The organism is Fuscovulum sp., from assembly GCA_035192965.1.
Lineage (GTDB): Bacteria > Pseudomonadota > Alphaproteobacteria > Rhodobacterales > Rhodobacteraceae > Paragemmobacter.
The window spans coordinates 2,303,385-2,329,748 of sequence record CP136571.1 but is presented as its reverse complement, the minus strand read 5'-3'; the positions used below and the strand labels follow the sequence as shown (position 1 = coordinate 2,329,748).

Genomic DNA, 26,364 nt, shown 5'->3' with positions numbered 1-26,364 from the left:
AAAACCGGAGGTCGCCCTTGCCCGAAACCGCCTTCCTCATCACAGCCTTTGCGACACTGTTCGTGGTGATCGATCCGCCCGGTCTGGTGCCGCTGTTCATCGCGCTGACGCAAGGTATGACACCCGAACACCGCCGCCGTCTGGCTCTGCGGGCCTGCCTGATTGCCTGCGGCCTGCTGTTGCTATTCGGGCTTGCGGGGGAATCGATCCTTTTCTTTGTCGGAATCACCATGCCTGCCTTCCGCATCGCGGGCGGCATCCTGCTGTTCTTGACTGCGCTCGACATGCTGTTCGAACGCCGCACGCAGCGGCGCGAGGGACAGAAGACCGAAGCCGACCACGATCCTTCTGTCTTCCCCCTTGCGATTCCCCTGATCGCCGGGCCGGGGGCGATTGCCACCATGATCCTTCTGGTGGGTGAAGCACCGGGCTGGTCCGGCACGATCTCGGTGCTGGGCCTGATGGCGCTGGTTCTGGCGACCACCTTCCTGTTTCTTCTGGCCTCGCCGCCGCTGGAACGGCTTCTGGGCCGCACGGGCACCATCGTTATCACTCGGCTTCTGGGCATGTTGCTGGCGGCGCTATCGGTGCAGTTCGTCATCGACGGTGTCAAAGGCACCGGACTGATCGGCTGACCCTTCCCCTGCCCGCACGCGCCCCCCATATCCTGCAAGGAAACAGGAAAAACTTCATGGATTCGGAAACCACTGGCCGTCTGCTCTATCTCGTCCTGCTGCTTGCGGCCGTCGGTGGCTGGGTGATCGTCGAATATCGCAAACGCATGGGCGAGGCGTTGCGCACCGTCGCTGCCTGGGGCCTGATCTTCATCGGAGTGATGGCTGGCTATGGGCTGTGGAACGATCTGCGCACGGACATCGCCCCCCAGCAGATGATATCCGAAGCCGGTTCTATCGAAGTGCCGCGGGCAGAGGACGGCCATTACTACCTGACGCTGGATATCAACGGCACGCCGGTGCAATTTCTGGCCGATACAGGGGCCACCAGCATGGTGCTGTCGGATCGCGATGCCCGCCGTATCGGGATCGACCCCGGGGCATTGGTCTATATCGGCACGGCGCAAACGGCCAATGGCACGGTCCGCACGGCGCGGGTTGAACTGCCCAGCGTCACGCTTGGCCCCTATCAGGACAGCGACTTCGCCGCATGGGTCAATCAGGGCGATATGTCGGATTCCCTTCTGGGAATGGAATATCTGTCGCTCTACCGCGTTGAAATTGCTGAAGACAGGATGATCCTGCGGCGGTAGGGGCGTTAACCGTTCGCTAACCCTTTTCCGCCTTCTTCTCCCACCGCCCACTTTCCTCTGACCAGTATTGCGCCGCTAATCCCGCTTCGGTCAGCGCCTTCCACTTGGCCCGTGCATCGGTCAGTTGCGCTCCGTCATTGCCATCAAACAACAGCCAGACCCGTTCCAGCGGACGCGCCTCATCGGGCGTGGTCGCGGCCCCGTCGATCAAGAACAACCCCTTGGCATCATTGGCAATCGCCCCCTGCCCGATCAGCACCGGCTGATCGGCATCGTGCGGCCCGCCCGCCATGCCATGCGGCAGAAATGGCTGGCTTTCCGCCGTCCACAACTGGGCATCCAGCCGCTCCAGCGCCGCCGGATCGGTGCCACGCAGCATCACGCGCCAGCCCTGTGCCACAGCGCGTGGCAGCAGCATCAGCAGCGTCTCCTCAACCGAGGAGCGCGTCAGGTGATAGAACATCACCACGCCCATGGCAGGGTCACTTCGCCTCGAACTTGTCGCGGATCAGACGATCCAACGCCATGACACCCCATCCCGTCGCCCCCTTCGGCGCAAGCGTGCTGTCAGATTTCAGCAGCGCGGTGCCTGCGATATCCAGATGGCACCACGGGATTTCGGATTTCACAAAGCGTTGCAGGAATTGCGCCGCCGTGATCGAACCGCCATCGCGCCCGCCCACATTCATCATGTCGGCGATGCGGGATTTCAGCTTGGCATCATAGGCATCGCCCATGGGCATCCGCCACGCGCCCTCACCCTCGGCCTTGGCGGCCTTTAGGAAGGCATTGCACAGATCATCGTTGTTGGAAAAAACGCCCGTGTTTTCATGGCCCAAGGCGATGATGATGGCCCCGGTCAGGGTGGCAAGATCGATCATCCCCACGGGCTTGAACCGTTCCTGCGCATACCACAGCACATCGGCCAGAACGAGGCGGCCTTCGGCATCGGTGTTGATCACCTCGACCGTGTCGCCCTTCATCGTCTTGACGACGTCACCCGGTCGCTGCGCGCGCCCGTCGGGCATGTTTTCCACCAGCCCGACCAGACCCACGACATTGGCTTTGGCCTTGCGCAGCGCCAATGTGCGCATCACGCCCGCCACGACGCCCGCGCCGCCCATATCCATCGTCATGTCTTCCATGCCACCGGCAGGCTTGATCGAGATGCCGCCTGTGTCGAACACCACCCCCTTGCCCACCAGCGCAAAGGGGGCCGCGCCCTTTTCGCCGCCATGCCATTGCATGACCACAACCTTGGACGGGCTTTCCGATCCCTGCCCCACGCCCAACAGCGCGCCCATGCCCAGTTTGGACAGTTCCTCTTCTTCAAGGATTTCGACATCCAGCCCCAGTTCCTGCATCGCGGCCAGCCGCGCGGCAAAATCATAAGTGGTCAGGATGTTGGCGGGTTCATTCACCAGATCGCGGGTGAAGAAGACGCCTTCCGCCACCGCAGCCCCCGGCGCGGCGGCCGCGGCCACCGCCTCGGGGTTGGAAACCATGAAGGCCACATGTCCGGGCACCTTGCGCTCGCCCGTCTTGTGGGCGGTGAAATCATAGGCCCGCATCGCGACGCCAAAGGCAATCTCGGCCGCCAGCGCATGGTTTTCGGCAAGAACGGTTGTGCCTGCCGGCGTCAGCGCGCGCCCGATCGCGCCGCCTGCCTTGCGGGCATTTGCAATCTCGGTCCGCTTGGGCAGGCGCACGATCTGCAAGGCATCGGCCAGCAGGCCCGACGGCCAGGCCAGTTCGACCGTTTCACCCGGTTTCAGCCGATCGAAGGCTTCATTGTTCAACAGCCGCGTCACTGCCCCGCGAGTCAGCTTGTCCAGCCGGCGGATGGCCGGGCTCAGCGCGTTCGGCCCATCCGCAAAGGCCACGATCCGCCCGGTGATGCGCGGCAGGGCGTCAAGATCGACAGGGCGGAAATGGATCGGAACGGGGTGTGTCATGCGGGAAATCCTTGACGGAAAGCGCCTGCCGATCAGCGGCGGCGCAGAGATTGGCAAAACGCTACCCGCCCCGCCCCGGATTGACCAGATATGAGTTTTCCCCGCCGGGGATTTCCGTTAGATTCACCAAAAGGCTAGAACCGGGGATGCAGTCAGCGTGTCAAAATTCGACAGATATCTGCTGTCGCAACTTGTTGCGCTGTTTGGCTTCTTTGCCCTAATTCTTGTGTCTGTCTATTGGGTCAACCGGGCCGTTGGGCTGTTTGACCGGCTTATCGGCGACGGCCATTCTGCGCTGGTCTTCCTAGAATTCTCGCTGTTGATGTTGCCCAATGTGATCCGTCTGGTTCTGCCCATCGCGGCCTTTGCCGCAACGGTTTATGTGACCAACCGGCTGACACAGGAAAGCGAGTTGGTGGTGATGCAGGCCACCGGTTTTTCCGGCTTTCGCCTTGCGCGCCCGGTTCTGTACTTCGGGGCCATCGTCACCGCGCTGCACCTGCTGCTGATGAACGTGCTGGTGCCCTGGAGCGGGGCCATGCTGTCCGATCGCGAGGCGGCCTTGGCCGAGAATGTGACCGCCCGCTATCTGACCGAAGGGCAGTTCATGCATCCCGCCACGGGGGTGACGCTTTACATCCGCGACATCACCCAGCAGGGCGAATTGCGGGACCTCTTCCTGTCGGATGAGCGTAATGCCGCCGAGCGAACCACCTACACCGCCCGCCGCGCCCTGCTGGCGCGCGGGGGAAAACGGGCCGACGCTTCTGATGTTCGACGGCATCGCCCAGACGTTGACCCGTGACGATCGGCAAAGCCTGTCCGTCACGCGCTTTGCCGATGTGACCTATGATCTGTCCGGCATGCTGGCCGACCGGACGCAGACGACGGTTCCGCCCGATTACCTGACCACGGTTCAGCTTCTTTCCGCCGATCCGCAGGAATTGCAGACCCGCACGGGTGCGGAACGCGCGACCATCCTGCAAGAGGTGCATACAAGGCTGGCGCAGCCGTTCCTCAGCGCGGCAGCGGCGATGGTTGGCTTTTCCACCCTTCTGATCGGCGCCTTCAGCAGGTTTGGCCTGTGGCGGCAGATCCTTGGCGCGGTAGGTATCCTGATCTTCTTGCAGCTTCTCAACACGACCGGCTCTGCCATGGCGCTGAAGGATGCACGGCTGTGGCCGGCGGTCTATGTGGCCCCGCTGGCCGGGCTTGGGATTGCGGCGTTGCTGTTGCATCTGGCGCAGCGCCCCCGGCATGTGCGAAGGGCCTTGGCATGACGCTTAGCCTTTACATCGCGCGCCGGTTTCTGGGGTCTTTCCTGGTGGTGCTGGGGGTCTTCTTCGGGATCATGCTGCTGATCGACACGATCGACCAGTTGCGGCGACTGAACCAGAGCGATGCGGGCCTGATCTCGGCCCTGCATCTGGCTGCGCTGAACGTGCCTGAAAGCCTGTACCGTATCCTGCCGCTGATCGTGGTACTGGCCGCGATTTCGCTGTTCATGGCACTGGCCCGGTCCAGCGAACTCGTCGTGGTCCGGGCGGCAGGCCGGTCAGGCCTGCGCTTCCTGATCGCGCCGGTGGTAACCGCACTGATCAGCGGGCTGGTCGCGGTCGCCGTGCTGAACCCGTTTGTCGCAGCCACCACCCGGCTTTATGACAATGCGCAAGCCGATCTTGCCCGCGGCGGATCAAGCGCGATGTCGGTATCAGAGAACGGCCTTTGGCTGCGCCAGGGCGATGGCAACGGTCAGACCGTCATTCAGGCCGCCCGCACCAATCAGGATGGCACAGAGCTTTACGGCGTCAGTTTTCTGCTGCTGGATGCCGAAGGCTTGCCCGCCGCGCGGATCGAAGCGAACGTCGCGCGGCTGGAACCGGGGGCCTGGGTGTTGGAGGGGGCAAAGCGCTGGGATCTGACGGCGCGCAACCCGGAACAAAGCTCAACCCGGTTGGCCGATGGCAGCACCCTGCCTTCTGACCTGACGCGCGAAGGCATTCGCGACAGTTTCGGATCGCCCTCTGCCATCCCCTTCTGGTCGCTGCCCTCCTACATCGCTGGGTTGGAACGGGCGGGATTTTCGGCCCGCGCCCATCAGGTGTGGTTCCAGATGGAACTGGCACAGCCCCTGTTGCTGGCGGCGATGGTGCTGGTGGCGGCGGGGTTCACGATGCGGCATGCGCGCTTTGGCAAGACAGGCACGCTTGTGCTGTTCGCCGTGCTCAGCGGGTTTGCAATCTTTTTCCTGCGCAACTTCGCGCAGGTTCTGGGTGAGAACGGGCAGATTCCGGTGGCACTGGCCGCCTGGGCGCCGCCCGTGGCCGCCACGATGATGGCGCTTGGCCTTCTTCTGCATCTGGAGGATGGCTGACATGGCCCGTGGCCCTGATTTCCGCCGCCGAAAGCCGCGCCGTTTTGCGGCCCTGCGTCCGCTTGCGCTGGCGCTGTCGGTTGCGGCCTTGCTCGGGTCGGCCTCACCGGGCGGACTGATGGCGCAGGAAGCCGCGACGCTGATCGCGGACCGGCTGGAAATTGCGGCGGATTCCCGGCTGATCGCTGAAGGATCGGTCGAGGTGTTCTATCAGGGCCGCCGTATGACGGCGGAACGTATCGTCTTTGACCAAAGCACCGATCAGTTGCGCATCGAAGGCCCGATCCGCCTGACGGATGAAGACGGGTCGACTGTCATCGTTGCCGCGCAGGCCGATCTGTCATCGGACCTGACCGAAGGCATCCTGCAAAGCGCGCGTGTCGTGCTGAACCAGCAATTGCAGATGGCGGCGGCGCAAATGGTGCGCAGCGAGGGGCGTTACCTGCAACTGGACAATGCCGTGGCCTCTAGCTGCAAGGTCTGCGCGGGCAGCACAACGCCCTTATGGGAGATTCGCGCCCGACGCGTGCTGCACGATCAGACAGCGCAGCAGATTTACTTTGACCATGCCCAGTTGCGCGTGGCGGGCGTCCCGCTGCTGTATATCCCGCGCCTGCGTATTCCTGATCCGACACTGGACCGCAGTACTGGCTTTCTGATGCCCAAGTTCACCAACCGGACCGATCTGGGAACCGGCATCACCCTGCCCTACTTCGTGGCCATCGGCCCATCGCGCGACCTGACCTTCTCGCCGACCTTGACGACAAATGGCGCCAAGGCGCTTGAGATCAGGTATCGGCAAGCGTTCGAGACAGGCAATATCGCCATATCCGGCACCGTGGCACGGGATGACATCCAGCCCGGGAACACGCGCGGCTATGTGGTGGCGGATGGTGTCTTCCGGCTGCCGCGCGGCTATCGTCTGGCCTTCCATGGCGAGGCGGTCAGCGATGATGCCTATCTGGCCGATTATGGCATCAGTAGCACGGACCGTCTGACCAACACGATCCAAGTGGACCGAGTCCGCCGCGATGAATACATCGCCGCTCGGATCATCAATTTCGATACGCTGCGCGCGGGCGATTTTCCGTCAGCCACCCCCTATCTGGTGACGGATTCCACCTATATCCAGCGCTTCCAGCTTGGCGCGTTGGGGGGCGAAGGGGCGTTGCGTTTTGGGTCACACACCCACACGCGGCAATCGTCGAACCCGTTGGATGGTGCGGACTCTGATGACATTTCCGAAGGGTCAGACATGCAGCGCCTGTCCATCGGCGCGGATTGGCGCAAGGATTGGGTGACGACGAATGGCGTCGTGCTTGCCGCCCTTGGCGATGTGCGGCTGGATACGTTCAACATATCCGACGATGCCACCTATGGCGGCAGCCGGTCGCGGATTTACGGCGCGGGCGCGGTCGAGTTCCGGTGGCCTTGGGTTCGGGCTGGGGCGGATGGCGTGGCGCAGGTCATTGAACCCGTGGCACAGCTTGTCTGGTCCGATGATGACGGGGCCTTGATCCCGAATGAGGACAGCCGCCTTGTGGAATTCGATGAATCCAATCTGTTTTCGCTGAACCGTTTTCCCGGCACCGATGTGGTGGAAACCGGTCTGCGCGCCAATCTGGGTGTCAGCTGGACGCGGATCGATCCCGCAGGTTGGACGATCGGCGTGACGGCGGGCCGTGTCTTCCGCGATGCGCCCGCGGCGGGCTTTTCCGCCGCATCCGGGCTCAGCGGCAGCACCTCGGATTGGCTGTTGGCGGTGACAGCAGAAACTGAGAACGGCCTGAACTTTGCCGGGCGGGTGATCACCGATGATGACCTGTCGGTCACGCGAGGCGAGGTGCTGGCCGAATATGGCAGCCCAGAGGTGTGGTTCAACACCGGCTATATCTGGTCCATCGCCGATCTGGCCGAGTCCCGACCCAGCCGCGTCTCGGACCTTGTGCTCGGGGGCGGTTATCAGATCAGCCCCGGCTGGCAGGCCACGGCATCGGGCCGCTATGATTTCGAGGCGGACAGCTATCGCAGCGCCGATTTCGGCGTGAGCTTCAAGAACGAGTGTTTGCTGGTTGATCTTTCTCTCTCGCGTCGGTTCACGTCATCCACTACTGTGCGGCCAGGCACGACGGTCGATCTATCGGTCGAATTGCTTGGCTTTGGCGGCGGAACCGAGGCAGGACCGGCGCGCATGTGCAGACGATGACTGTACAGGGCAAGTCACGGGGCAAGGCAGGATACGGGATACGGGAATGACGGATCGTTCGCGGAACAAGGCGGCACAGACCATGAGGGCAGCGCTTCTGGGGGTATCGCTTCTGGCGGTGGGGGCAGGCATGGCCCCGGCACAAGAGGGCGGGCTGTTCGCGCCCCGCATGGTGATCAACGGCCAGACCGTGACCAATTTCGAAATGGAACAGCGGATGCTGTTCCTGCGCGCCCTGCGCGCGCCCGGCGATCCGGAAAAGGAAGCGCTGGACGCGCTGATGCGCGACAGGCTTGGCGCGCAAGCGGCCGAAGATATGGACATTTCCGTCACCGACGAACAGGTGAAGCAGGGGATGGAAGAATTCGCCGCCCGTGCCAACCTGACGGCCGAGCAATTCACCGAAGCGCTGGGACAAGAGGGCGTGGCCCCCGAAACCTTCCGCGATTTCGTGGCCAACGGTCTGTTGTGGCGCGATGTGGTGCGCACGAAATTCGCGTCGCAGATCCGCATTTCCGACGCCCAGATCGACCGGGCCCTGGCCGAGAACGCCAAGACCCCACAGGTGCAGGTTCTGCTTTCGGAACTGATCATTCCGGTGCAGGGCGAAGACATCTCGCCCGTGCTGGATCAGGCCCGCGCGATCAAGGCGGAAAGTGGTTCCGAGGCGGGCTTTGCCTCTGCCGCGCGGCAGTTTTCGGCGGCCCCTTCCGCGGGGCGCGGCGGGCGGTTGGATTGGGTTCCGATCAGCAATCTTCCCCCGGCCATCGCCCAGCAGGTGCTGACGCTGTCGCCCGGCGAAGTGTCCGATCCGATCGTGGTTCCACAGGCGGTGGTGTTGTTCCAATTGAACGGCATCAGCGATCTGGAAAGCGCCATGCCCGCGCAGGTCGAGGTGGAATATGCTCAGTTTGCCCTGCCGCCGAACCTTGATCCGGCTGTGGTGCGCCAGCAGACGGATGATTGCGGCGATCTTTACCCGCTCGCGCGTGGTCTGCCGGCCGAACAGTTGCGGGTGACCAAACAGATGATGGGTTCCGTGCCGCAGGATATCGCGCTGGAGCTGGCCAAGTTGGACCCGGGCGAAAGCGTGCTGCGGGGGCGCGGCACCTATAACGAATTGCTGATGCTGTGCCTGCGGACCGGTATCCCCGAGGCCGACCCGAATGCCGCCGAAATTCCGGTGACCACCGCCGAAAGCGACGCAGCCGAGGGCGAGGCCGCAGCCGAGGACAAGCCCCTGGTCGACCGCGAGGCTGTGCGCAACCAGTTGGGCAACCAGCAGCTGACCGCCCTGGCCGAGGGCTTCATGGAAGAGCTGCGGTCAGAAGCGATCATCGAGGAGCGGTGAGCGCGTCCTTGTTGCCGATTGCGCTGAGCTGTGGCGATCCTGCCGGGATCGGGGCCGAGATTGCCCTGAAGGCGCGGGCGATGCTGGGGGCAGACTTGCCGTTCTTCTGGATCGGCGATCCGGCGCATATGCCGGTGGGTGCGGTCTTTTCCGTGATTGACGATCCCGGTCAGGCGGCGTCGGTTCCTGCGGCATCCCTGCCCGTTCTGGCGCACAGTTTCCCCCGACCCGCCACACCGGGGCAGCCGGACCCGGCAAATGCGCAAGGCATCATCGACGTGATCGCGCGGGCGGTGGGTTTGGTGCAGCAGGGCCAAGCGTCGGCAATCTGCACCCTGCCGATCAACAAGAAGGTGCTAAAGGACGGGGCGGGTTTCGCCTTTCCGGGACATACCGAATATCTGGCGCACTTGGGCGGTGTCAGCCGTGTGGTGATGATGCTGGCCTGCCCGGAATTGCGGGTGGTGCCTGCGACTATCCACATCGCGTTGGCCGACGTGCCGTGCGTTCTGACGCCGGATTTGCTGGAAGACACCATCCGCATCACCGATGCCGGGCTGCGGCGGGATTTCGGCATTGCGCGGCCCCGTATCGCGGTGGCGGGCTTGAATCCCCATGCCGGCGAAGGCGGCGCGATGGGGTGGGAGGAGACGCAATGGATCGGCCCGCTGATCGCCAGAATGGCGGCAGAGGGGTTTGATCTGCGCGGACCGATGCCGCCAGACACGATGTTTCACAAGGTCGCGCGGGCGCGCTATGACGTGGCCGTGTGCATGTATCACGATCAGGCGCTGATCCCGATCAAGACAGTGGATTTCGACGGCGGGGTGAATGTGACGCTGGGCCTGCCCTTTATCCGCACGTCGCCCGACCATGGCACCGCCTATGACATAGCAGGCAAAGGCATTGCCAGCGCGACCAGCCTTGTGGCGGCGCTGCGGATGGCGCAACAGATGGCGGCGGCGCGCGGGGCGTGATCTGCCGGATTTGGGTATTTGAGCCAAGATGAAAAGGCGGGTCAGGCATGGCGACGATTGACGGGCTTCCGCCGCTGCGCGAGGTGATCCGCGCACATGATCTGGTGGCGAAAAAGCAGTTGGGGCAGAATTTCCTGCTCGATCTGAACCTGACCGCCAAGATCGCACGGCAGGCGGGGGATCTGTCCGGTTGTGATGTGCTGGAGGTGGGGCCGGGCCCCGGCGGGCTGACGCGCGGGTTGCTGGCCGAAGGCGCGCGGCGGGTGCTGGCGGTGGAAAAGGATCCCCGCTGCATGGCGCCGCTGGCCGAGGTGGGGGCGGTTTATCCCGGTCGGCTGGAGGTGATCAACGGCGACGCGCTGGAGGTGGATGTTCTGGCGCATCTGACACCGCCGGTTCGGGTGGTCGCGAACCTGCCCTATAATGTGGGCACGGAATTGCTGATCCGCTGGCTGACACCGGCTGTCTGGCCACCGTTTTGGGAGAGCCTGACGCTGATGTTCCAAAAGGAAGTGGCCGAGCGGATCGTGGCCAAACCCCGGACCGATCATTACGGGCGTTTGGCGCTTTTGGTGCAATGGCGGGCCGAGGCGAAGATCGTGATGCATCTTCCGCCCGAAGCGTTCACCCCCGCACCCAAGGTACATTCGGCAGTGGTGCATATCACGCGGCTGGCCGAGCCGCGCTTTCCGGCCGATGGCGCGGTCCTAAGCCGGATCACGGCCATGGCCTTCAACCAGCGGCGCAAGATGCTGCGGTCATCGCTGAAGGGTTTGGGGGCCGATATCGAGGCCAAGCTGGAGGCGGCGGGGATCGTGCCGACGCAGCGCGCCGAGGAAATTTCGCTGGAGCAGTTCTGCGCCTTGGCGAGGCTTATCAAGGCATGAAAAAAGGCCGGGTTTGACCCCGGCCTTCTGTTTCAAATGATTAATGGGCGGTTAACGCCTTATTCCGCAGCCGCAGCCGGATCAGAACCGGAATTGTCCTTCTCTGCCTTTGGCTTGCGCGGTGCGCGGGTCTTTTTCGGGGCCTCAGCCGCTTCCGGCGCAGGTGCCACGACGGCTGGCTGCTTCGGCGCTTTCGGTGCGGCGGGGGCCGGAGCGGCAGCGACCGGGGCAACGGCAACAGGGGCTGCCACAGGGGCGGCATCGGTCACGGTCTGCGGCTGCTGGTCACGACGGTTTTCGCGGTCCCGGCGGAAATCGCCCCGGTTGTTACGATCCTGACGGTCACCAGCCGGGCGTTCGCCGCCCTGACGCTCGCCGCCTTGACGGTCGTTGTTCTGGCGGTCGTTATTTTGACGGTCGTTGTTCTGGCGATCATTGTTCTGGCGGTCACCGCGATCTTGGCGGTTGCCTTGATCCGGACGGTCGCCGCGGTCATCACGGCGGGGCTGGAACGGGCGCGCTTCAGGAGTTTCCACCAGATTGGTGTCACCGCCTTCGCCCAGTTCGATCACCGCAGCGCCCGACGGGGCCGCTTCATCCGTATTGCGATAGTCGCGGTACTCGCCGCGATCCTGACGGTCACGCCAGGGCTGATCGCGGTTGCCATCGCGATTGTCGCGGTTGCCGTCACGGTTGTAGCCCTGATTGCCGTCGCGGTCACGGTTGCCATTGCCGTTCTGCTGGCCGCCGCCCTGATAACCATTCTGCTGGTTGCCGTTCTGGTTGCCGTTTTGGCCTCCGTTCTGGTTTCCATATTGGCCACCGCCCTGCTGACCACCCTGCTGCGGGTTGTTCTGCTGGTTGCGCTGACGCTCTTCCTGTTCGGCGGCCATCTCGCGCATCGCCTCGCCAAGGAGGCGGGTGTAATGCTCGGCGTGTTGCAGGAAGTTTTCCGCTGCGACGCGGTCATTCGACAGCTGTGCGTCACGGGCGAGAAGCTGATACTTCTCGATGATCTGTTGCGGCGTGCCACGCACCTTGCCTTCGGGGCCGGAGCTGTCGAAGACGCGGTTTATGATGTTGCCGAGGGTGCGCGGGCGGTTCGCCTTTGAGCGCGAGCGGGACTTGGAAGATCTCATCTTGTCCTTTGGTCCAGATGACCTGGCTTTCTGCGAAGCGCCTTTGGGTCACGGGTTCCCATATGGGGGCATCCCAAGGCGCATCAAACTGTCAGGCAGTTCCGGCGCGGGGGGACCTGCGCCCTGCCCCATCACCTGAGGTTCGAATAACCACTCTCCGGGCATGAAGACAAGGGGATTCGCGCAGCGCACGGCGGGATGGGCGGCAAAAGCCCCGCTGTTGAGGCGGAATGTGGCGGATTTCCCGCAGGTCAGGCGGGGGTGGCCTTGGCCGCTGCACTGGGCTGGTGTGCGATGACCACGCGGTCACGGCCATCAAGATCGGGCAGGATGCGGATATCCGTCAGGCCCTGTGCGGCGAAAAGGGCGCTGACAACAGCACCTTGTGTGGGACCGATTTCCACCATGAGCCGCCCCTGCGGGCGCAGATGCGCCGGCGCGTCGCGGGCGATGGCGCGATAGGCATCCAACCCATCCCCCCCCGGCGTGAGCGCGCGATGCGGTTCGCGCTGCACCTCGGGCGACAGGGCGGGCATCTCTGTTTCGGCGATATAGGGGGGGTTGGAGACGATCAGATCAAACTGGCCGGAAACGGCGGTAAGCCAATCGGACAGACCAAATTCGGCCCGCGCGGAAAGGCCGTGGGTCTGCGCATTCGCGGCAGCCACGGCCAAGGTGGCGGGATGGATGTCGGTGCCCATACCCCGCGCTTGCGGCCTGTCTGCAAGGCAAGATAGCAGGATGCAGCCTGTCCCGGTGCCAAGATCCAGCATCCGGGTAAAGGGTTCCGCCAGTGCAGCCTGAACAAGGATTTCCGTTTCCGGGCGGGGATCGAGCGTGTCGGGCGTGACCCGGAAACTGCGGCCCCAGAACAGGCGCTGGCCGGTGATATGGCTGACCGGTTCGCGGGCGGCGCGTCGGGTGATGGCAACCTCAAACGCCTGAACGGCAGCTTCAATCAGGGGATCGGACAGATGCAGGGTGAGCCTGTCAGGCGCAATTCCGGTGGCATGGGCCAGCAACACACGCGCATCGCGGGGGGCATCGGGGACGCCTGCGGCGGCTAGGCGGGGGATGGCGCCGCGCAGCGCCTCGGCCCCGGTCATCCTTCCATCTCGGCCAGTTTTTCGGCCTGATCATGGGCCACAAGGGCGTTGACCACCCCGTCCAGATCGCCCGCCATGATCTGCGGCAGAGCGTAGAGCGTCAGGTTGATGCGGTGATCGGTCAGGCGCCCTTGGGGGAAGTTGTAGGTGCGGATGCGCTCAGATCGGTCGCCAGAGCCGACCTGCGCCTTGCGGTCTGCAGCGCGGTCATTGGCCTGCCGTTCGCGTTCCATCTCGAACAGCCGAGCCCGCAGCACCTGCATGGCGATGGCACGGTTCTGATGCTGGGACTTTTCCGATGAGGTGACGATGATCCCAGTCGGGATATGGGTTATGCGGACCGCCGAGTCGGTGGTGTTGACATGCTGCCCACCTGCCCCGCTGGCGCGCATCGTATCAATGCGGATGTCAGAGGCGGGGATGTCGATATCCACCTCTTCTGCTTCGGGCAGCACGGCCACGGTGGCGGCAGAGGTGTGAATGCGGCCACCGGCTTCGGTTTCCGGAACACGCTGCACGCGGTGCACGCCGGATTCGAATTTCAGTTTCGCAAAGACGCCTTCACCCTGCACATGGGCGGTCAGTTCCTTGATGCCGCCCAGATCAGAGAGTTGTTGTTCGAGGATGTCGAACCGCCAGCCCTGCCGTTCGGCATAGCGCTGATACATCTTGAGCAGGTCAGCCGCGAAAAGTGCGGCCTCATCGCCCCCGGTGCCGGGGCGGATTTCAAGGATTGCGGGGCGCGCATCGGCGGCATCCTTGGGCAGCAGGGCGAGGCGCAGCTGGTGTTCAAATTCGGGGATCAGGGCGCGCAGGCGGGGGATTTCATCCTCGGCCAATGCTTTCATTTCGGGGTCTGACAGCATCGCCTCGGCCTCGGCCAGATCATCGAGTGCGCGGCGATAGGCGGCGATCTGATCGGCGACGGGGCGCAGGTCGCTGTATTCACGCGAGATTTTGGCGATATCCGATGGTTCGGCACCCGCGTTCAGACGCGCTTCGAGATACTCGAAACGCTGGGTGATCTGGGCAAGTTTGTCCAAGGGAACCATGCGGGTTCTGTGGCGCGTTCAGCCCAGCCGGTCAAGGGGGGGCAGGTCGCTTGGGTATTTGGGCCAAGATGAAGCCATCAGAGCCTTGAGAGCCAGTCCCGGAGTCGCGCGGCGTTCACGCCCATGTCGCTGCTGCCAAAGCGCAGGCGGGCGTGCAGGGTGAGCGTGGTGCCTGAGCTGGCGGGCGTCGCCTCGGCGGTGATGTAGTCGGGAAAACCCCACAGGCTGGACCGCGTGATCCAGGTGATGCGCCCCTCGTCAGGCGATCCGGCAAGGCGGGTGGTGCGCGGGGTGGCCATGGCGATTTCGTCAAGCCGGGAAAGCAGGGCCGCCGGGGCATCCGCGCGCGCGCAAGTGGCGCGGGCGTCGCCTGTGCCCTGTTCCACATTGCAATCAGCCGTAGCGGCGGAGGGGGGCGCGACGTGCCAACGTGCGGGGTCAGAGGGGGCAAGACGGACGTAAAGGCCAAAGCCCACCACGATCAGGACCAGAAGTCCCGCGATCATTCCCATCTTGCCCACCCTGTGTAGTTTCCCTCAGCGCTGCGTTCTTGCCCAGTGATAGAGGCAAATCAGTTCATACGCCACATGCGCGCCAGCGATGGCTGTGGCCCCAGTGGTATCATAGGGGGGGGACACCTCGACGATATCGCCACCCACCATGTTGATGCCCGCAAGATCGCGCAGCATCGCCGCCGCCTGCCAGGAGTGCAGCCCACCCCAAACCGGGGTGCCGGTGCCTGGCGCGACCGAAGGATCGAGGCAATCGATATCGAAAGTCACGTAAGTGGCTTTGTCGCCTACGATGTCCTTGGCCTTGGCCACGGCGGCATTGATGCCCTTTTCATGCACCTCACGCGCATCAATGACATGGACGCCGAGGTAATCCTCGGTCGTGGTGCGGATGCCGATCTGGACGGAACGCTTCGGGTCTACAATCCCGGTTTTCACCGCCTTGTAGAGCATGGTGCCGTGGTCGATCCGGGACAGGTCATCATCGGGCCAGAGGTCGGAATGGGCGTCGAAATGGATCACGCCAAGGGGGCCGAACTTTTCGGCATAGGCGCGCAGGATCGGGAAGGTGATGTAGTGATCGCCGCCCAGTGTGATGGTCCCTGCCCCGGCTTGCAGGATGCCCCGGATATGGGCGGTCAGCGTGTCGGGGAAATCCGATACCTTGGCATAATCGAAGGCCACATCGCCGTAATCGACAATTGCCATATCTTCCAACGGGTTGGTGGGCCAGCCGTGCGGCGGATCATAGGGCATCAGGCTGGACGCCTCACGGATCGCGCGGGGGCCAAAGCGGGTGCCGGTACGGTGGGTGACGGCCTGATCAAAGGGCACGCCGGTGATGGCCAAATCCACTCCGGTGAGGTCTTTGGTATAGGTCCGGCGCAGGAAGGACGTGGCCCCCCCGAATGCATTTTCAAAGGCATAGCCGCGCAGGCCTTTGCGGGTGAAGGCGGTGTCGACTTCGGATTTGGCGTCTTCAAGAGCCATGATGGGATTGCCCCCGTGTAAAGCGCTGCGTCGTTTGAAAGCCGAGACGCGGCGGATCGGGTGGCGCGAAGGGACCAAGGGGCGCGGGGCTTGTCAAGCGGGGCTGCCGTATGGGATGGAGCACGCGGGGTTAACCTTTTGCTTTTCAGCGATTTTTCCGAAATCGGCTGTGCAGCACGCGGTGCAGCGCCCTGTGCAGCACATGGTATGCACGCAGCGCACGCTGTTTTTGCCCGCGCAACGGGTAACCAAGGGGGCCGAATCGGTGCAGGTCAGCCCAGATGGTGGCCTTCGCGGACCAGTTCATCTGTGATCTTGCGGATGGCTTTTTCCAGCACATCGGCCACGAAATCGACCTCGGCTTCCGTGATCGTCAGCGGCGGCGACATGACGTTGAGATGCGCCAAGGGCCGCACGATCAGACCCATCGCTTCGGCCGCGTCCGAGATCCGCTTGGATTCGTTCACGCCATCGGGCAGCGGTTCCTTGGTCGTCTTGTTCATCACGTTTTCGGTGCAGATCATCAGGCCCCGCCCGCGCACCTGCCCGACGAGGGGCAGGTCTTCCATCGCCTTCAAACGGTTCTGGAAATAGGCCCCCACACGGGCGGCGTTGGCGAGCAACCCTTCACGTTCCATGATCTCGATATTCTTCAGGCCTGCTGCGCAGGACACCGGGTGGCCGGAATAGGTGAAACCGGCGGTGAACCAGCGCGACGGATCACCCGCCATGATTTCCCACAACCTGTCGGAAAAGATCATCCCGCCGAGGGGGACATAACCGGAGGTCAGGCCCTTTGCCGTGCAGATGATATCGGGCATGACGCCAAATTCATCCCAGGACGCGAACCAGTGGCCCAGGCGGCCAAAGGCGGTGACGACCTCATCGGCGATGAACAGGATGCCGTGGCGCTGGCACACCTCCCACATGCGTTTGAGGTATCCGTCGGGCGGCACGATCACGCCACCCGAGGCCTGGATCGGTTCAGCGATGAAGCCGCCGATGCGGTCTGCGCCGACATGGGCGATCAGGTCTTCGAACTCCTGCACCAGCCAATCGCAGAATTGCGCCTCGGTCATTCCATCAGGGCGGCGATAGGGGTTCGGCGGCGACAGGTGATAGATGCCGTCTTCTTTGTAGCGGAACTCTGGCACGCGGTCGCCCGGACGCTTGCCCACCGATTGCGACAGGTAGGTGGAGCCGTGATAGCTGTGGTCGCGGGCAACGATCCCGATCTTGTCGGGGTGGCCAAGGCAGGACTGCACATAGGCCACCATGCGCACGGCGGTATCGACAGCGGTGGAACCGCCCGTGGTGAACATCACGCGGTTCAGATCACCGGGGGCGAGGTCCGCGATACGCGCGGCAAGCCGGGCCGAGGGATCATTCGCCATGTCGACAAAGGTGTTGGAGAATGCCAGCCGTTCCGCCTGATCCGCGATGGCCTGCGCCATCTCGCGGCGGCCGAGGCCGATATTGGTGCACCAGAGGCCACCCACGCTGTCGAAATAGCGGTTGCCATCAGCATCCCAGAGCCAGCACCCCTCACCTCGGGTGATGACCAGCGATCCCTTATCCTGAAACGATCCAAAATTCGTCCAAGGATGGAGGGAATGGTTGTGGTCCATTTCCCAAAGATCGGCTGGCGAAGGCGTGTTCAGCGCGGCGGTCGGCATTTCGGGCGTCCTGATCGTGAGTTGTTACACGTTAGTATAACAGCTCACACCGAAACGGGCCAGCCGGAACGGGACACCAAAGGTTGCGCGGGGCAGGATATGGTGTGCCAAAGGTTGAAACTGGGCCAGATATGGCCCCGTTTCCTGCTGTCCGATTCGGGGCAGATCACACGACGGGCTGCGCGCGTTCCACCAGACGGGCGAAGAAGCTTGCGCCGATCGGGGCGGCCTCATCGTTGAAATCATAGGCCGGGTGGTGCAGCCCCGCCCCCGGCCCGATGCCAAGAAAGAGATAGGCGCCGGGGCGGGCCTCCAGCATGTAGGAGAAATCCTCGGACCCCATCTCGCGGTTGGAGTTTTCGTTCACCGCCGCATCGCCCGACACTTCGCGCGCCACGTCGGCGGCGAAATGGGTGGGTTCGGCATGGTTGATCGTGGCGGGATAGCCCCAATCATAGTCGATCCGGGCGGACACGTTATAGGCCAGTGCATGGCCTTCGACGATTTCATGGAAGCGGCGCTTCAACAAAGCCCGCACCTCGGGGTTGAAGCAGCGGATGGTGGCGCAGAACATCGCCTCTTCGGGGATGATGTTGCTGGCGGTGCCGGTGTGGATCTGTGTGACAGAGATCACCGCCTCGTCCAACGCATAGACGTTGCGCGGGATGATGGTCTGGATCGCACCAACCATGCCCACAACGGCGACCACGGGGTCGATACATTCATGCGGGGTCGCCCCATGGCCGCCCTTGCCGGTGATATAGACAAAGGCCGTATCGACCGAGGCCATCAGCGCGCCGGGATTGGTGTGGAAATGGCCAAATTCGACATTGGGCGCGTTATGGATGCCATAGACGGTGTCGATACCGAACTTGTCCATCGCGCCTTCCTTGACCATCACTTCGCCGCCGCCGCCATCCTCTTCCGCGGGTTGGAACAGCAGAGCGACGCGGCCTTTGAAATTGCGCGTCTCGGCGAGGTATTTGGCGGCCCCCAGCAGCATGGTGACATGGCCGTCATGGCCGCAGGCATGCATCTTGCCGGGAACGGTGGAGGCGTGCTCCACCCCGGTGATTTCATGGATCGGGAGCGCGTCCATATCGGCGCGCAGGCCGATGGTGGGGGCGTTGGGTGCATCGGCCCCCTGCCCGTTGATGATGGCAACGATCCCGGTCTTGGCAATGCCGGGGTGAATCTCGTCCACGCCGAACTCGCGCAGGCGATCTGCGATGAAGGCTGCAGTGTCGTGGCAATCGAAGCCAAGCTCGGGATGGGCATGCAGATGGCGACGCCAGGTCTTCATTTCCTCGGCATAAGCGGCGATACGGTTGAGGACGGGCATCACATGTTCCTTGTGCGTTGGTGTCTTTGATCAAATCCCAATTCAGAGGTGCCCGCAATGCCCCTGCCCGACCGTGACGCAGCGACAAGCGACAAGTTGATCATGGAAGGGGGCGGCAGCATGGACCGGCTGCTGGCGATCATGCGGCGGCTGCGCGATCCGCAGACCGGCTGCCCTTGGGACATCGCGCAGGATTTCGCCTCTATCGCGCCCTATACGATCGAAGAGGCGCATGAGGTGGCCGATGTGATCGCGCGGCAGGCCTGGGGAGAGTTGCAGGGCGAGCTGGGCGATCTGCTGCTGCAAACCGTCTATCACGCGCAGATGGCCGATGAGGCGGGGCTGTTCGGGTTTGACGATGTGGTGCGCGCGATTTCCGACAAGATGGTGGCGCGGCACCCGCATGTGTTTGGTAGCGAGAGCCGCGACAAGAGTGCCGAACAGCAGACTGCCGACTGGGAACGGATCAAGGCCGCCGAGCGGGGGCCTGCGCGGGTGCTGGACGGGGTGGCGCTGGGGCTGCCCGCGCTGACTCGGGCGGTGAAGTTGCAAAAGCGCGCGGCGCGGGTGGGGTTTGACTGGCCGTCCACCGATGAGGTGGTGGCCAAGATCGCCGAGGAAGCGGCGGAACTGGTCGAGGCGCGCGAGACATTGACCGAGGCGGAAGTGGCCGAGGAATTCGGTGATCTTCTTTTCGTGATGGCCAATCTGGCGAGGCACCTGAAGGTGGACCCGGAGGCGGCGCTGCGGGCAGCGAATGCCAAGTTCACCCGCCGCTTTGGCCGGATCGAGGATTGGCTGGCCGAGGGCGGCAAGACGCCGGCCGAGAGCGATCTGGCCGAGATGGACGCGCTGTGGAACCGGGCGAAGGTCGAGGAAAAGGAAAAAAGATAGGGGGCTGTCTGCCCCCTCTTGGCGCTTTGCGCCAATTCACCCCCGAGGATATTTCAACAGAGAAGAGGGGCGCAGGCTTTGTTCCGCCCCCGGTCTTATCGGCGGCATAAATTCCGGGGGGAGGAAGGCGCGGCACCTTGCCTTCGGGGGACGAGTGCCCGCTTCCTCTTTTCTTTCGATTACGGGCGCGTGATCTCTGACTTTTTCACTCACCTATTGACCAAAGTAAAATTGTCGGGTTTATGGCGGGCATAAGATTTCCCGACAAAAGGACTCAAGCAATGACGATGCGCCTTTCCCTGATGGCCCTCGCCCTCGCCTCCACCGCCGCGCCTGTGCTGGCAGATGAGATCAACGTCTATTCCCACCGTCAGCCCGAACTGATCCAGCCGCTGGTCGATGCCTTTACCGCCGAGACCGGAATCACGGTCAACGTGGCCTTTGTCGACAAGGGGATGGCGGAACGTCTGGTGGCGGAAGGCGACCGATCGCCGGCGGATCTGGTTCTTACCGTGGATATCGCACGGCTGACGCAGGTCGTCGATGCGGGTGTGACGCAGGCGGTGCAATCCGATGTGCTGGAGGCGAATATTCCCGCCGCCCTGCGCGACGAGAATGACCAGTGGTTCGGACTGACCAGCCGCGCGCGGATCGTCTATGCCAGCAAGGACCGCGTGGCCGAGGGCGAGGTGACGACCTATGAGGATCTGGCCGATCCGAAATGGCAGGGACGTATCTGCATCCGCTCTGGCACCAATGATTACAACGTCGCGTTGACGGCGGCGGTGATTGCCCATCACGGCGAAGAGGCCGCAAAAGCATGGCTGGAAGGCGTGAAGGCCAATCTGGCGCGCAAACCCGATGGCGGCGACCGGGATCAGGTCAAGGCGATTGCGGCAGGCGAATGTGACATTGCCGTGGGCAACACCTATTACATCGGGCAGATGCTGGCCGACCCCGAACAGAAAGAGGCCGCCGAATCCGTAAAGATCCTGTTCCCGACCTTTGAAGGCGACGGCACCCATCTGAACGTGTCGGGTGTTGCGATGACCAAAGCCGCGCCCAACCGTGAAAACGCGCTGAAATTCATGGAATGGCTGTCGGGGGATGAGGCGCAAAAGATCTATGCCGAAACCAACCACGAATACCCGGTGAAACCGGGGGTGGCGAAATCGGATCTGGTGGCAAGCTGGGGCGAATTCACCCCGGATTCCAAACCCCTGACCGAAGTGGCCAAGCTGCGCCCGGCAGCGCTGAAACTGATCGAAGAGGTCAATTTCGACGGCTGACACGGCCCGCAAGAGGCAGGACAGGCAGTGAAAGGGGGCACAGATGTGCCCCCTTTCTTGTTTGACCATCTGGACAAAAGTCGCGGGTTGGGATTTTTTGGCGGACCTGACTACAGTAAAGGCACGCAGCATGACGCATCCGCGCAAGATCATCATCGACACTGATCCGGGGCAGGATGATGCGGTGGCGATCCTTCTGGCGCTGGCCAGCCCGGACGAGATCGAGGTGCTGGGCCTGACCGCAGTGGCGGGCAACGTGCCGCTGGCGCTGACGCAAAAGAATGCGCGCATCATCTGCGAACTGGCGGGCAAGCCCGCGACGCCCGTCTATGCCGGGTGCGACCGGCCCATGACGCGCAAGTTGGTGACGGCGGAACATGTGCATGGCAAGACCGGGTTGGACGGCCCGCAGATGGCCGACCCCGTGATGCCCTTGGCCGAGGGCCATGCCGTCGATTTCATCATCGAGACGCTGCGCCGCGAGGCGCCGCATACCGTGACGCTCTGCCCGTTGGGGCCGCTGACCAACATCGCCACCGCCTTTGAACGCGCGCCCGATATCGTGGGCCGGGTGCAGCAGATCGTGTTGATGGGCGGCGCCTATTTCGAGGTGGGCAACATCACACCGACGGCCGAGTTCAACATCTATGTCGATCCCGAGGCGGCAGAGATCGTGTTCAAATCCGGCATTCCCATCGTCGTGATGCCGCTGGACGTAACGCATAAGGCCCTGACCACCCGCGCGCGGGTGGAGGCGTTCCGCGCCCTTGGCAATGAGGCCGGGCGGATGGTGGCCGAATGGACCGATTTCTTCGAACGCTTTGACATGCAGAAATACGGCTCAGACGGCGCGCCGCTGCATGACCCTTGCGTCATCGCCTATCTGATCCGGCCCGAGCTGTTCGCCGGGCGGCATATCAACGTGGAGATCGAGACGCAGTCGCCCCTGACATTGGGGATGACAGTGGCCGATTGGTGGGGGGTGACGGATCGCCCGGCCAATGCGTTGTTCGTCGGATCGGTGGACGCAGAGGGATTCTATGCCCTGCTGACCGAACGGATCGGCCGGCTTTAACCATCCGACCGGATCACCCGGCCCTGCCCCTCTATTGTGGCAGGATACGGGCGATCAGACGTCAGGCGTGCCTGCGGCGGTACTGTCGAGTTTGGGCCGGTCATCGCCCGGAAGCGCGCCGGTGACGAGGTAGATCACCTGTTCGGCCACCGCTGTGGCGTGATCGCCCACCCGTTCGATATTCTTGGCGATGAAGTGCAGATGCATGGCCGGGGTGATGTTGCGGTGGTCTTCCATCATCTCGGTCAGCAATTCGCGAAACAGGGCGGAATACATCTGATCCACCTCCTGATCACGCTGCCGCACCTCGGCGGCCAGTGCCACATCACGCGCAACAAAGGCCGCCAGCGCATCGGTCAACAAGGCCGAGACATGTTTCGCCATCTGCCGGATCGCACCCGTGGGCACCGGCAGGGTCGTCATCTCGGCCAGCACGAGCGACCGCTTGGCAAGGTTCTTGGCATAGTCGCCGCAGCGTTCGAGGTTGGCCGCGATTTTCATCACCGTGAGCACCGTGCGCAGGTCGGATGCCGCAGGGGCACGCAGCGCGATCAGGCGCGCGCAATCGGAATTGATCTGTTCTTCCAGCGCGTCGATGTCCTTGTCACCCGCCCGAACCCGCTGGGCCGTGGCTGCATCGCGGGTTTCCAGCGCCTCGGCCGCATCCACAAGCGCGGCCTCGACCAGACTGCCCATGCGCAGAACCTGCTCTTGAATCGAGGCGAGGTCGCGGTCGAAGGCCAGCATGATATGGGTCTGGGGCATTGATTTGGCTTTCGCTGCGGGCGGATCGGATCTGTCGCCCGGTGGCAGGGCGCCTGCGCGCCTGCAACCCTGCGGGTTTTGCCGTTTTGCGAAGAATTTGAAACAGTTTTATGACAATCGCCAGACCCATGCGACCAGCGGGCCGGGCTGGCCGGCAATTCGATCACGTTTCGGGAAGTATCACGCTGAAAACGCTGCCTTTTCCGCGTTCGCTTTCAATCCGGATACGGCCGCGATGGCGCTGGATGATGTGCTTGACGATGGCCAGGCCCAGCCCTGTGCCCCCCTGTTCGCGCGAGCGGTGGCCGTCGACGCGGTAGAATCGTTCGGTCAGGCGGGGGATATGGACGGGGTCGATTCCCTCGCCCTGGTCCATCACGTCGATCCGCAGACCGGGGCCGCGCGGCAGTTGTTCGCGCGCGATATGGATGTCGACCTTGCCCCCCGCGCCACCGTATTTCACGGCGTTTTCGATCAGGTTTACCAGCACCTGCGTGATCTGATCGGCATCGCCCGGCACGGGCAGCGGGCCGGGTTCGCCGGTCACCTCGACCGCGACACCTGCGCCTTCGGCAAGCGGGCGCAGCGTGGCAACCGCGCCTGTCACCAGCGCCTGCAAATCCACCCGTTCGGTGGGGCGGATGCGTTCCTGGCTTTCCACACGGCTCAGTTGCAGCAGATCACCGATCAGGCGATTCATGCGGCCCGCCTCGCGTTCCATGATGGACAGGAACCGCTCGCGCGCCGCGGGATCATCCTTTGCGGCGCCGCGCAGCGTTTCGATGAAACCCAGCAGCGCAGTCAGCGGTGTGCGCAGCTCATGGCTGACATTGGCCACGAAATCGCGGCGCATCTGGCCCATCTGTTCAGCCTCGGTCACGTCTTCAAAGGTCAGCAGCGCGTGCCCCTCGCCCGCCGGGGCCACGGTGACGCGATAGGTGATGTCTTGCGACGGGCCGGGGATCACATGGCGCACCGTGCCCGCCACACCCTGCCCCAGCGCGGCGGCGATGGCCTCTTGCAGCGCGGGCTGGCGGAGCGACAGCAGATGATGCCGCCCTTCGATGGCCGCACCAAAGAGCGCGAGTGCCGCCGGATTGGCCGCCGCGACCCGTTCATCCCGCCCGATGGCGATCACCGGAAGGGGCACCGCTGCCACGATTGTCCGCATCATTTCCGCATGCATGCCACTCTCCTGCCCCGTTCTGCCGTCATACCACGCCCTGACGCAGAGGCCAGAGGCCGGGGCGCGGCCACAAGGCCCGCCATACCGGCAGATTGTGACGGAGGGCGCATGCAGACGGGTGGACAGCAACAGGCGGCAGCCGCGATCAAGGCGCAGCGGGCCTTGGCGGTGCGTCGTCGTGCCCCCCGGGTGCGGCCCGCCGAACAGGTGGTAGAAGAGGAACCGCAAGTCGCGATCGTGCTGGGGTTCGAAGCGCTGGCGCCCGATGCCGTGGCCGTGGACCGGCCCGAGGCGATTGACGCCGGATTGCTGGCGCGGGTGCAGCCCAAAAAGGTGATCTGCCCGATGATCGGCGAAGATTATGACGCGCTGATCGTCGCCACGCATCTGCGCGCGCTGAACTTTGCGGGAACGCTGGTGGTGGTGGCCCCCGAATTGCCCAATCCCCGCATGGTAGAGCGGGAGATTCGCAATCAGGCGGGCGGGCTGCGCGTAAGCGTGGTGATCAAGCCGTAACTTTCGATCAGACCGCGGCCTCAGGGTTGTCGCGACGATAGATCCAGTCGTGATCGGGATCGTTCTGGAACCGCCAATTGCGGCGCGGGCCTGCCATGACGTTCAGATAATACATCTCATAGCCATAGGGCGCGCCACAGGGATGATGCCCTTTTGGCACCAGCGTCACGTCGTGGTTCTTGACCGCCATGGTTTCATCCAGACTGCCATCCTCAGTATAGACACGCTGGATGCCAAAACCCTGCGCCGGATTGAGGCGCATGTAATAAGTCTCTTCCAGATAGGTCATGCGGGGGAAGTCATCCTCATCATGCCGGTGGCTGGGATAGCTGGACCAGTTGCCGGCGGGGGTGAACACCTCGGTCACCAGCAGGCTGTCGGCCACTTCGCGCGCTTCCATGGCGATGTTGTTGATGTGGCGCGTATTGGCCCCTTGCCCGCGTGGCGTCAGCGTGATGCCTTCCGGCCCAAGCCGTTGCACCGGATGATTGCCCATGCCCGGTGCGGTGCAGATGGCCAGCGTGCAATCCGTGGTAGCCACGGCCTGCCAGTCGCTGCCACCCGGAACATAAAGGCAGTGCGGCGGGGTCTTTTCAAACACATCCATCCGGTCGCCCATTTCGCCGAAGTCTGCGCCGCCGGCTGTGATCCGCGCCTTGCCTTCGACCAGCACAAGGATCGCCTCGCGCGCCCCCGTCGCCTCGGCCGCCGATTGGCCGGGGGTCAGGCGATAGAGGGTGAACCCCACATAGCCCCAGCCCGCGCTTTCCGGCGTGATGTCATGAACCTTGCCATTGGTCCCCGTAGGCTTGCGCAGAAGATCGGCCATGCTGTTTCATCCGTTCCTAAATATCCTCGGGGGGTGCGGGGGGCAGACAGCCCCCCGCTGCGCCGGGATGTCAAATGAGACCGGCTTCCCGCGAAAGCCGCTTCAACGTCGCCAGACCGAGCGTCTGATAGAGCAGCGGGTTGCGGACCTGCGGGTTCTGTTCCGCCTCGATCACGATCCAGCCGTCATAGCCTGCCTTGCCAAGGATGTTCAGCAGCGGCGCAAAATCGATACCGCCTTCCTGATCGCCGGGCACGGTGAAGGCCCCTTCGACCACACCCTTCAGGAAAGACCAACCTTCCTTGCGGACCTTGTCCACCACGGCGGGGCGGATGTTCTTGGCATGGAAATGGCGCACGCGGGCGATGTGTTTCGTCAGCACCGCCACCGGATCGCCGCCGCCAAAGGCACAATGGCCCGCGTCGAAGAGCAGATGGGTATGCGGCCCCGTGGCGGCCATCAGCGCGTCAATCTCTTCCGGGCTTTCCACAATGGTGCCCATGTGGTGGTGGTAAACCAGCGTCACGCCCTGCCCTGCAAGATAGGCGGCGAAGGCTTCAAGTTTCGCGCCGAAGGCATTCATTTCGCTGGCAGAAAGTTTCGGGCGATCATTCACAGCCTTGGCCGCGTCGCCATGAATGGCGTTCGAGGTTTCGCAAACGATGCAAACCTTGCAGCCATTGTGTTTCAGCTTGGCCAGATGCGGCTGAACGGCGGCGATTTCATCTTCGACCGACCGGATCAGCAGCTCTGTCGAATACCAGCCGGAAATGAACTTCAGCCCGTAAGAGCCAAGCATTGCACGCAACTCTTCCGGATCGTCCGGCCAGCGATGGCCATTTTCGATGCCGTCAAAGCCGATCTGACGACCTGCCTCATCCAGAATGCGCGCGGTAGGGATATCGGCCCCGATGCTGCGGTCGTCGTCATTTGCCCAGGCGATGGGATTGGTTCCGAAAAGGATCATGTGTTTTCT

Annotated in this window: 25 protein-coding genes and 1 pseudogene; 13 read left to right on the top strand and 13 right to left on the bottom strand. The window is 63.4% G+C overall.

The window, feature by feature from the left end; genetic code table 11:
- Window positions 1–17: 17 nt before the first annotated feature.
- Together RSE12_11455 and RSE12_11450 are read left to right on the top strand one after the other, a co-directional pair.
- The gene (locus RSE12_11455; GenBank protein WRH61016.1) at window positions 18–635 is read left to right on the top strand and encodes a MarC family protein; all 618 of its coding nucleotides are present in this window, start codon (window positions 18–20) and stop codon (window positions 633–635) included.
- Between the two features lie 56 nt (window positions 636–691).
- Window positions 692–1,267, top strand: coding sequence for a TIGR02281 family clan AA aspartic protease (locus tag RSE12_11450; GenBank protein ID WRH61015.1), 576 nt, complete (start codon window positions 692–694; stop codon window positions 1,265–1,267).
- Window positions 1,268–1,283: 16 nt separating this feature from the next.
- Here the strand turns inward: RSE12_11450 and RSE12_11445 are convergent, their stop codons facing one another.
- Both RSE12_11445 and RSE12_11440 read right to left on the bottom strand, forming a co-directional pair.
- Window positions 1,284–1,742 carry a DNA polymerase III subunit chi gene (locus RSE12_11445; GenBank protein WRH61014.1) on the bottom strand — a complete coding sequence of 153 codons (459 nt, stop codon included), beginning with the start codon at window positions 1,740–1,742 and terminating at the stop codon, window positions 1,284–1,286.
- A gap of 7 nt (window positions 1,743–1,749) precedes the next feature.
- Entirely contained in the window at window positions 1,750–3,222 is a 1,473-nt protein-coding gene (locus RSE12_11440; protein WRH61013.1) for a leucyl aminopeptidase, read from the bottom strand.
- Window positions 3,223–3,379: 157 nt separating this feature from the next.
- Between RSE12_11440 and RSE12_11435 the strand changes: the two genes are divergently transcribed.
- Genes RSE12_11435 through rsmA form a run of 7 tightly spaced genes read left to right on the top strand, consistent with a single transcriptional unit; the run spans window position 3,380 to window position 11,017 of the window.
- Window positions 3,380–4,027, top strand: coding sequence for an LptF/LptG family permease (locus RSE12_11435; protein ID WRH61012.1), 648 nt, complete (start codon window positions 3,380–3,382; stop codon window positions 4,025–4,027).
- Window positions 3,993–4,502: an LptF/LptG family permease gene (locus RSE12_11430; GenBank protein WRH61011.1), complete on the top strand. Its 510-nt coding sequence runs from the start codon at window positions 3,993–3,995 to the stop codon at window positions 4,500–4,502. The genes RSE12_11435 and RSE12_11430 overlap by 35 nt, the downstream gene beginning before the upstream one ends.
- Window positions 4,499–5,596 carry an LPS export ABC transporter permease LptG gene (gene lptG, locus RSE12_11425; protein ID WRH61010.1) on the top strand — a complete coding sequence of 366 codons (1,098 nt, stop codon included), beginning with the start codon at window positions 4,499–4,501 and terminating at the stop codon, window positions 5,594–5,596. The genes RSE12_11430 and lptG overlap by 4 nt, the downstream gene beginning before the upstream one ends.
- Window position 5,597: 1 nt before the next feature.
- Entirely contained in the window at window positions 5,598–7,802 is a 2,205-nt protein-coding gene (lptD, locus tag RSE12_11420; GenBank protein WRH61009.1) for an LPS assembly protein LptD, read from the top strand.
- Window positions 7,803–7,848: 46 nt separating this feature from the next.
- Window positions 7,849–9,153, top strand: coding sequence for a peptidylprolyl isomerase (locus RSE12_11415; GenBank protein ID WRH61008.1), 1,305 nt, complete (start codon window positions 7,849–7,851; stop codon window positions 9,151–9,153).
- Window positions 9,150–10,130, top strand: a complete 981-nt coding sequence (pdxA, locus tag RSE12_11410) for a 4-hydroxythreonine-4-phosphate dehydrogenase PdxA (GenBank protein ID WRH61007.1) — start codon at window positions 9,150–9,152, stop codon at window positions 10,128–10,130. Before RSE12_11415 ends, pdxA begins: the two co-directional genes overlap by 4 nt.
- Window positions 10,131–10,177: 47 nt before the next feature.
- Window positions 10,178–11,017: a 16S rRNA (adenine(1518)-N(6)/adenine(1519)-N(6))-dimethyltransferase RsmA gene (rsmA, locus tag RSE12_11405; protein WRH61006.1), complete on the top strand. Its 840-nt coding sequence runs from the start codon at window positions 10,178–10,180 to the stop codon at window positions 11,015–11,017.
- Window positions 11,018–11,529: 512 nt separating this feature from the next.
- On the opposite strand, the pseudogene RSE12_11400 reads toward rsmA, so the two are convergent.
- From RSE12_11400 to RSE12_11370, 7 genes and pseudogenes are all read right to left on the bottom strand, one after another.
- A pseudogene (locus RSE12_11400) lies at window positions 11,530–12,156 on the bottom strand (DUF4167 domain-containing protein).
- Between the two features lie 251 nt (window positions 12,157–12,407).
- Complete coding sequence (gene prmC / locus RSE12_11395; protein ID WRH61005.1) at window positions 12,408–13,262, bottom strand: peptide chain release factor N(5)-glutamine methyltransferase; 855 nt, start codon at window positions 13,260–13,262, stop codon at window positions 12,408–12,410.
- Window positions 13,259–14,314, bottom strand: a complete 1,056-nt coding sequence (prfA, locus tag RSE12_11390; protein WRH61004.1) for a peptide chain release factor 1 — start codon at window positions 14,312–14,314, stop codon at window positions 13,259–13,261. The genes prmC and prfA overlap by 4 nt, the downstream gene beginning before the upstream one ends.
- A 77-nt stretch (window positions 14,315–14,391) precedes the next feature.
- The gene (locus RSE12_11385; protein WRH61003.1) at window positions 14,392–14,820 is read right to left on the bottom strand and encodes a DUF1499 domain-containing protein; all 429 of its coding nucleotides are present in this window, start codon (window positions 14,818–14,820) and stop codon (window positions 14,392–14,394) included.
- Between the two features lie 30 nt (window positions 14,821–14,850).
- The gene (gene speB / locus RSE12_11380) at window positions 14,851–15,816 is read right to left on the bottom strand and encodes an agmatinase (GenBank protein ID WRH61002.1); all 966 of its coding nucleotides are present in this window, start codon (window positions 15,814–15,816) and stop codon (window positions 14,851–14,853) included.
- A 272-nt stretch (window positions 15,817–16,088) separates the two neighbouring features.
- Complete coding sequence (locus RSE12_11375; GenBank protein ID WRH61001.1) at window positions 16,089–17,492, bottom strand: aminotransferase; 1,404 nt, start codon at window positions 17,490–17,492, stop codon at window positions 16,089–16,091.
- 166 nt (window positions 17,493–17,658) lie between these two features.
- Complete coding sequence (locus tag RSE12_11370; GenBank protein WRH61000.1) at window positions 17,659–18,834, bottom strand: M20 aminoacylase family protein; 1,176 nt, start codon at window positions 18,832–18,834, stop codon at window positions 17,659–17,661.
- Window positions 18,835–18,936: 102 nt separating this feature from the next.
- On the opposite strand from RSE12_11370, the gene mazG reads away from it, so the two are divergent.
- The 3 genes from mazG to RSE12_11355 all read left to right on the top strand — a co-directional run bounded on the left by mazG (window position 18,937) and on the right by RSE12_11355 (window position 22,092).
- A complete protein-coding gene (gene mazG, locus RSE12_11365) occupies window positions 18,937–19,728 on the top strand; it encodes a nucleoside triphosphate pyrophosphohydrolase (protein WRH64802.1) in 792 nt (263 codons plus the stop codon).
- A 287-nt stretch (window positions 19,729–20,015) separates the two neighbouring features.
- The gene (locus RSE12_11360) at window positions 20,016–21,017 is read left to right on the top strand and encodes a Fe(3+) ABC transporter substrate-binding protein (GenBank protein WRH64801.1); all 1,002 of its coding nucleotides are present in this window, start codon (window positions 20,016–20,018) and stop codon (window positions 21,015–21,017) included.
- Window positions 21,018–21,147: 130 nt separating this feature from the next.
- Window positions 21,148–22,092: a nucleoside hydrolase gene (locus tag RSE12_11355; GenBank protein ID WRH60999.1), complete on the top strand. Its 945-nt coding sequence runs from the start codon at window positions 21,148–21,150 to the stop codon at window positions 22,090–22,092.
- A 54-nt stretch (window positions 22,093–22,146) separates the two neighbouring features.
- Here the strand turns inward: RSE12_11355 and phoU are convergent, their stop codons facing one another.
- On the bottom strand, window positions 22,147–22,857 hold the full coding sequence (gene phoU / locus RSE12_11350; GenBank protein ID WRH60998.1) for a phosphate signaling complex protein PhoU: 711 nt from the start codon (window positions 22,855–22,857) through the stop codon (window positions 22,147–22,149).
- Between the two features lie 163 nt (window positions 22,858–23,020).
- Window positions 23,021–24,043: an ATP-binding protein gene (locus RSE12_11345; GenBank protein WRH60997.1), complete on the bottom strand. Its 1,023-nt coding sequence runs from the start codon at window positions 24,041–24,043 to the stop codon at window positions 23,021–23,023.
- 108 nt (window positions 24,044–24,151) lie between these two features.
- On the opposite strand from RSE12_11345, the gene RSE12_11340 reads away from it, so the two are divergent.
- Complete coding sequence (locus RSE12_11340) at window positions 24,152–24,559, top strand: hypothetical protein (protein WRH60996.1); 408 nt, start codon at window positions 24,152–24,154, stop codon at window positions 24,557–24,559.
- Window positions 24,560–24,566: 7 nt separating this feature from the next.
- On the opposite strand, the gene iolB is transcribed toward RSE12_11340, so the two are convergent.
- Window positions 24,567–25,388 (bottom strand): 5-deoxy-glucuronate isomerase, encoded by an 822-nt coding sequence (iolB, locus tag RSE12_11335; GenBank protein WRH60995.1) that lies wholly within the window; start codon window positions 25,386–25,388, stop codon window positions 24,567–24,569.
- Window positions 25,389–25,458: 70 nt separating this feature from the next.
- Window positions 25,459–26,355, bottom strand: a complete 897-nt coding sequence (gene iolE, locus RSE12_11330) for a myo-inosose-2 dehydratase (GenBank protein ID WRH60994.1) — start codon at window positions 26,353–26,355, stop codon at window positions 25,459–25,461.
- Window positions 26,356–26,364 lie beyond the last annotated feature (9 nt).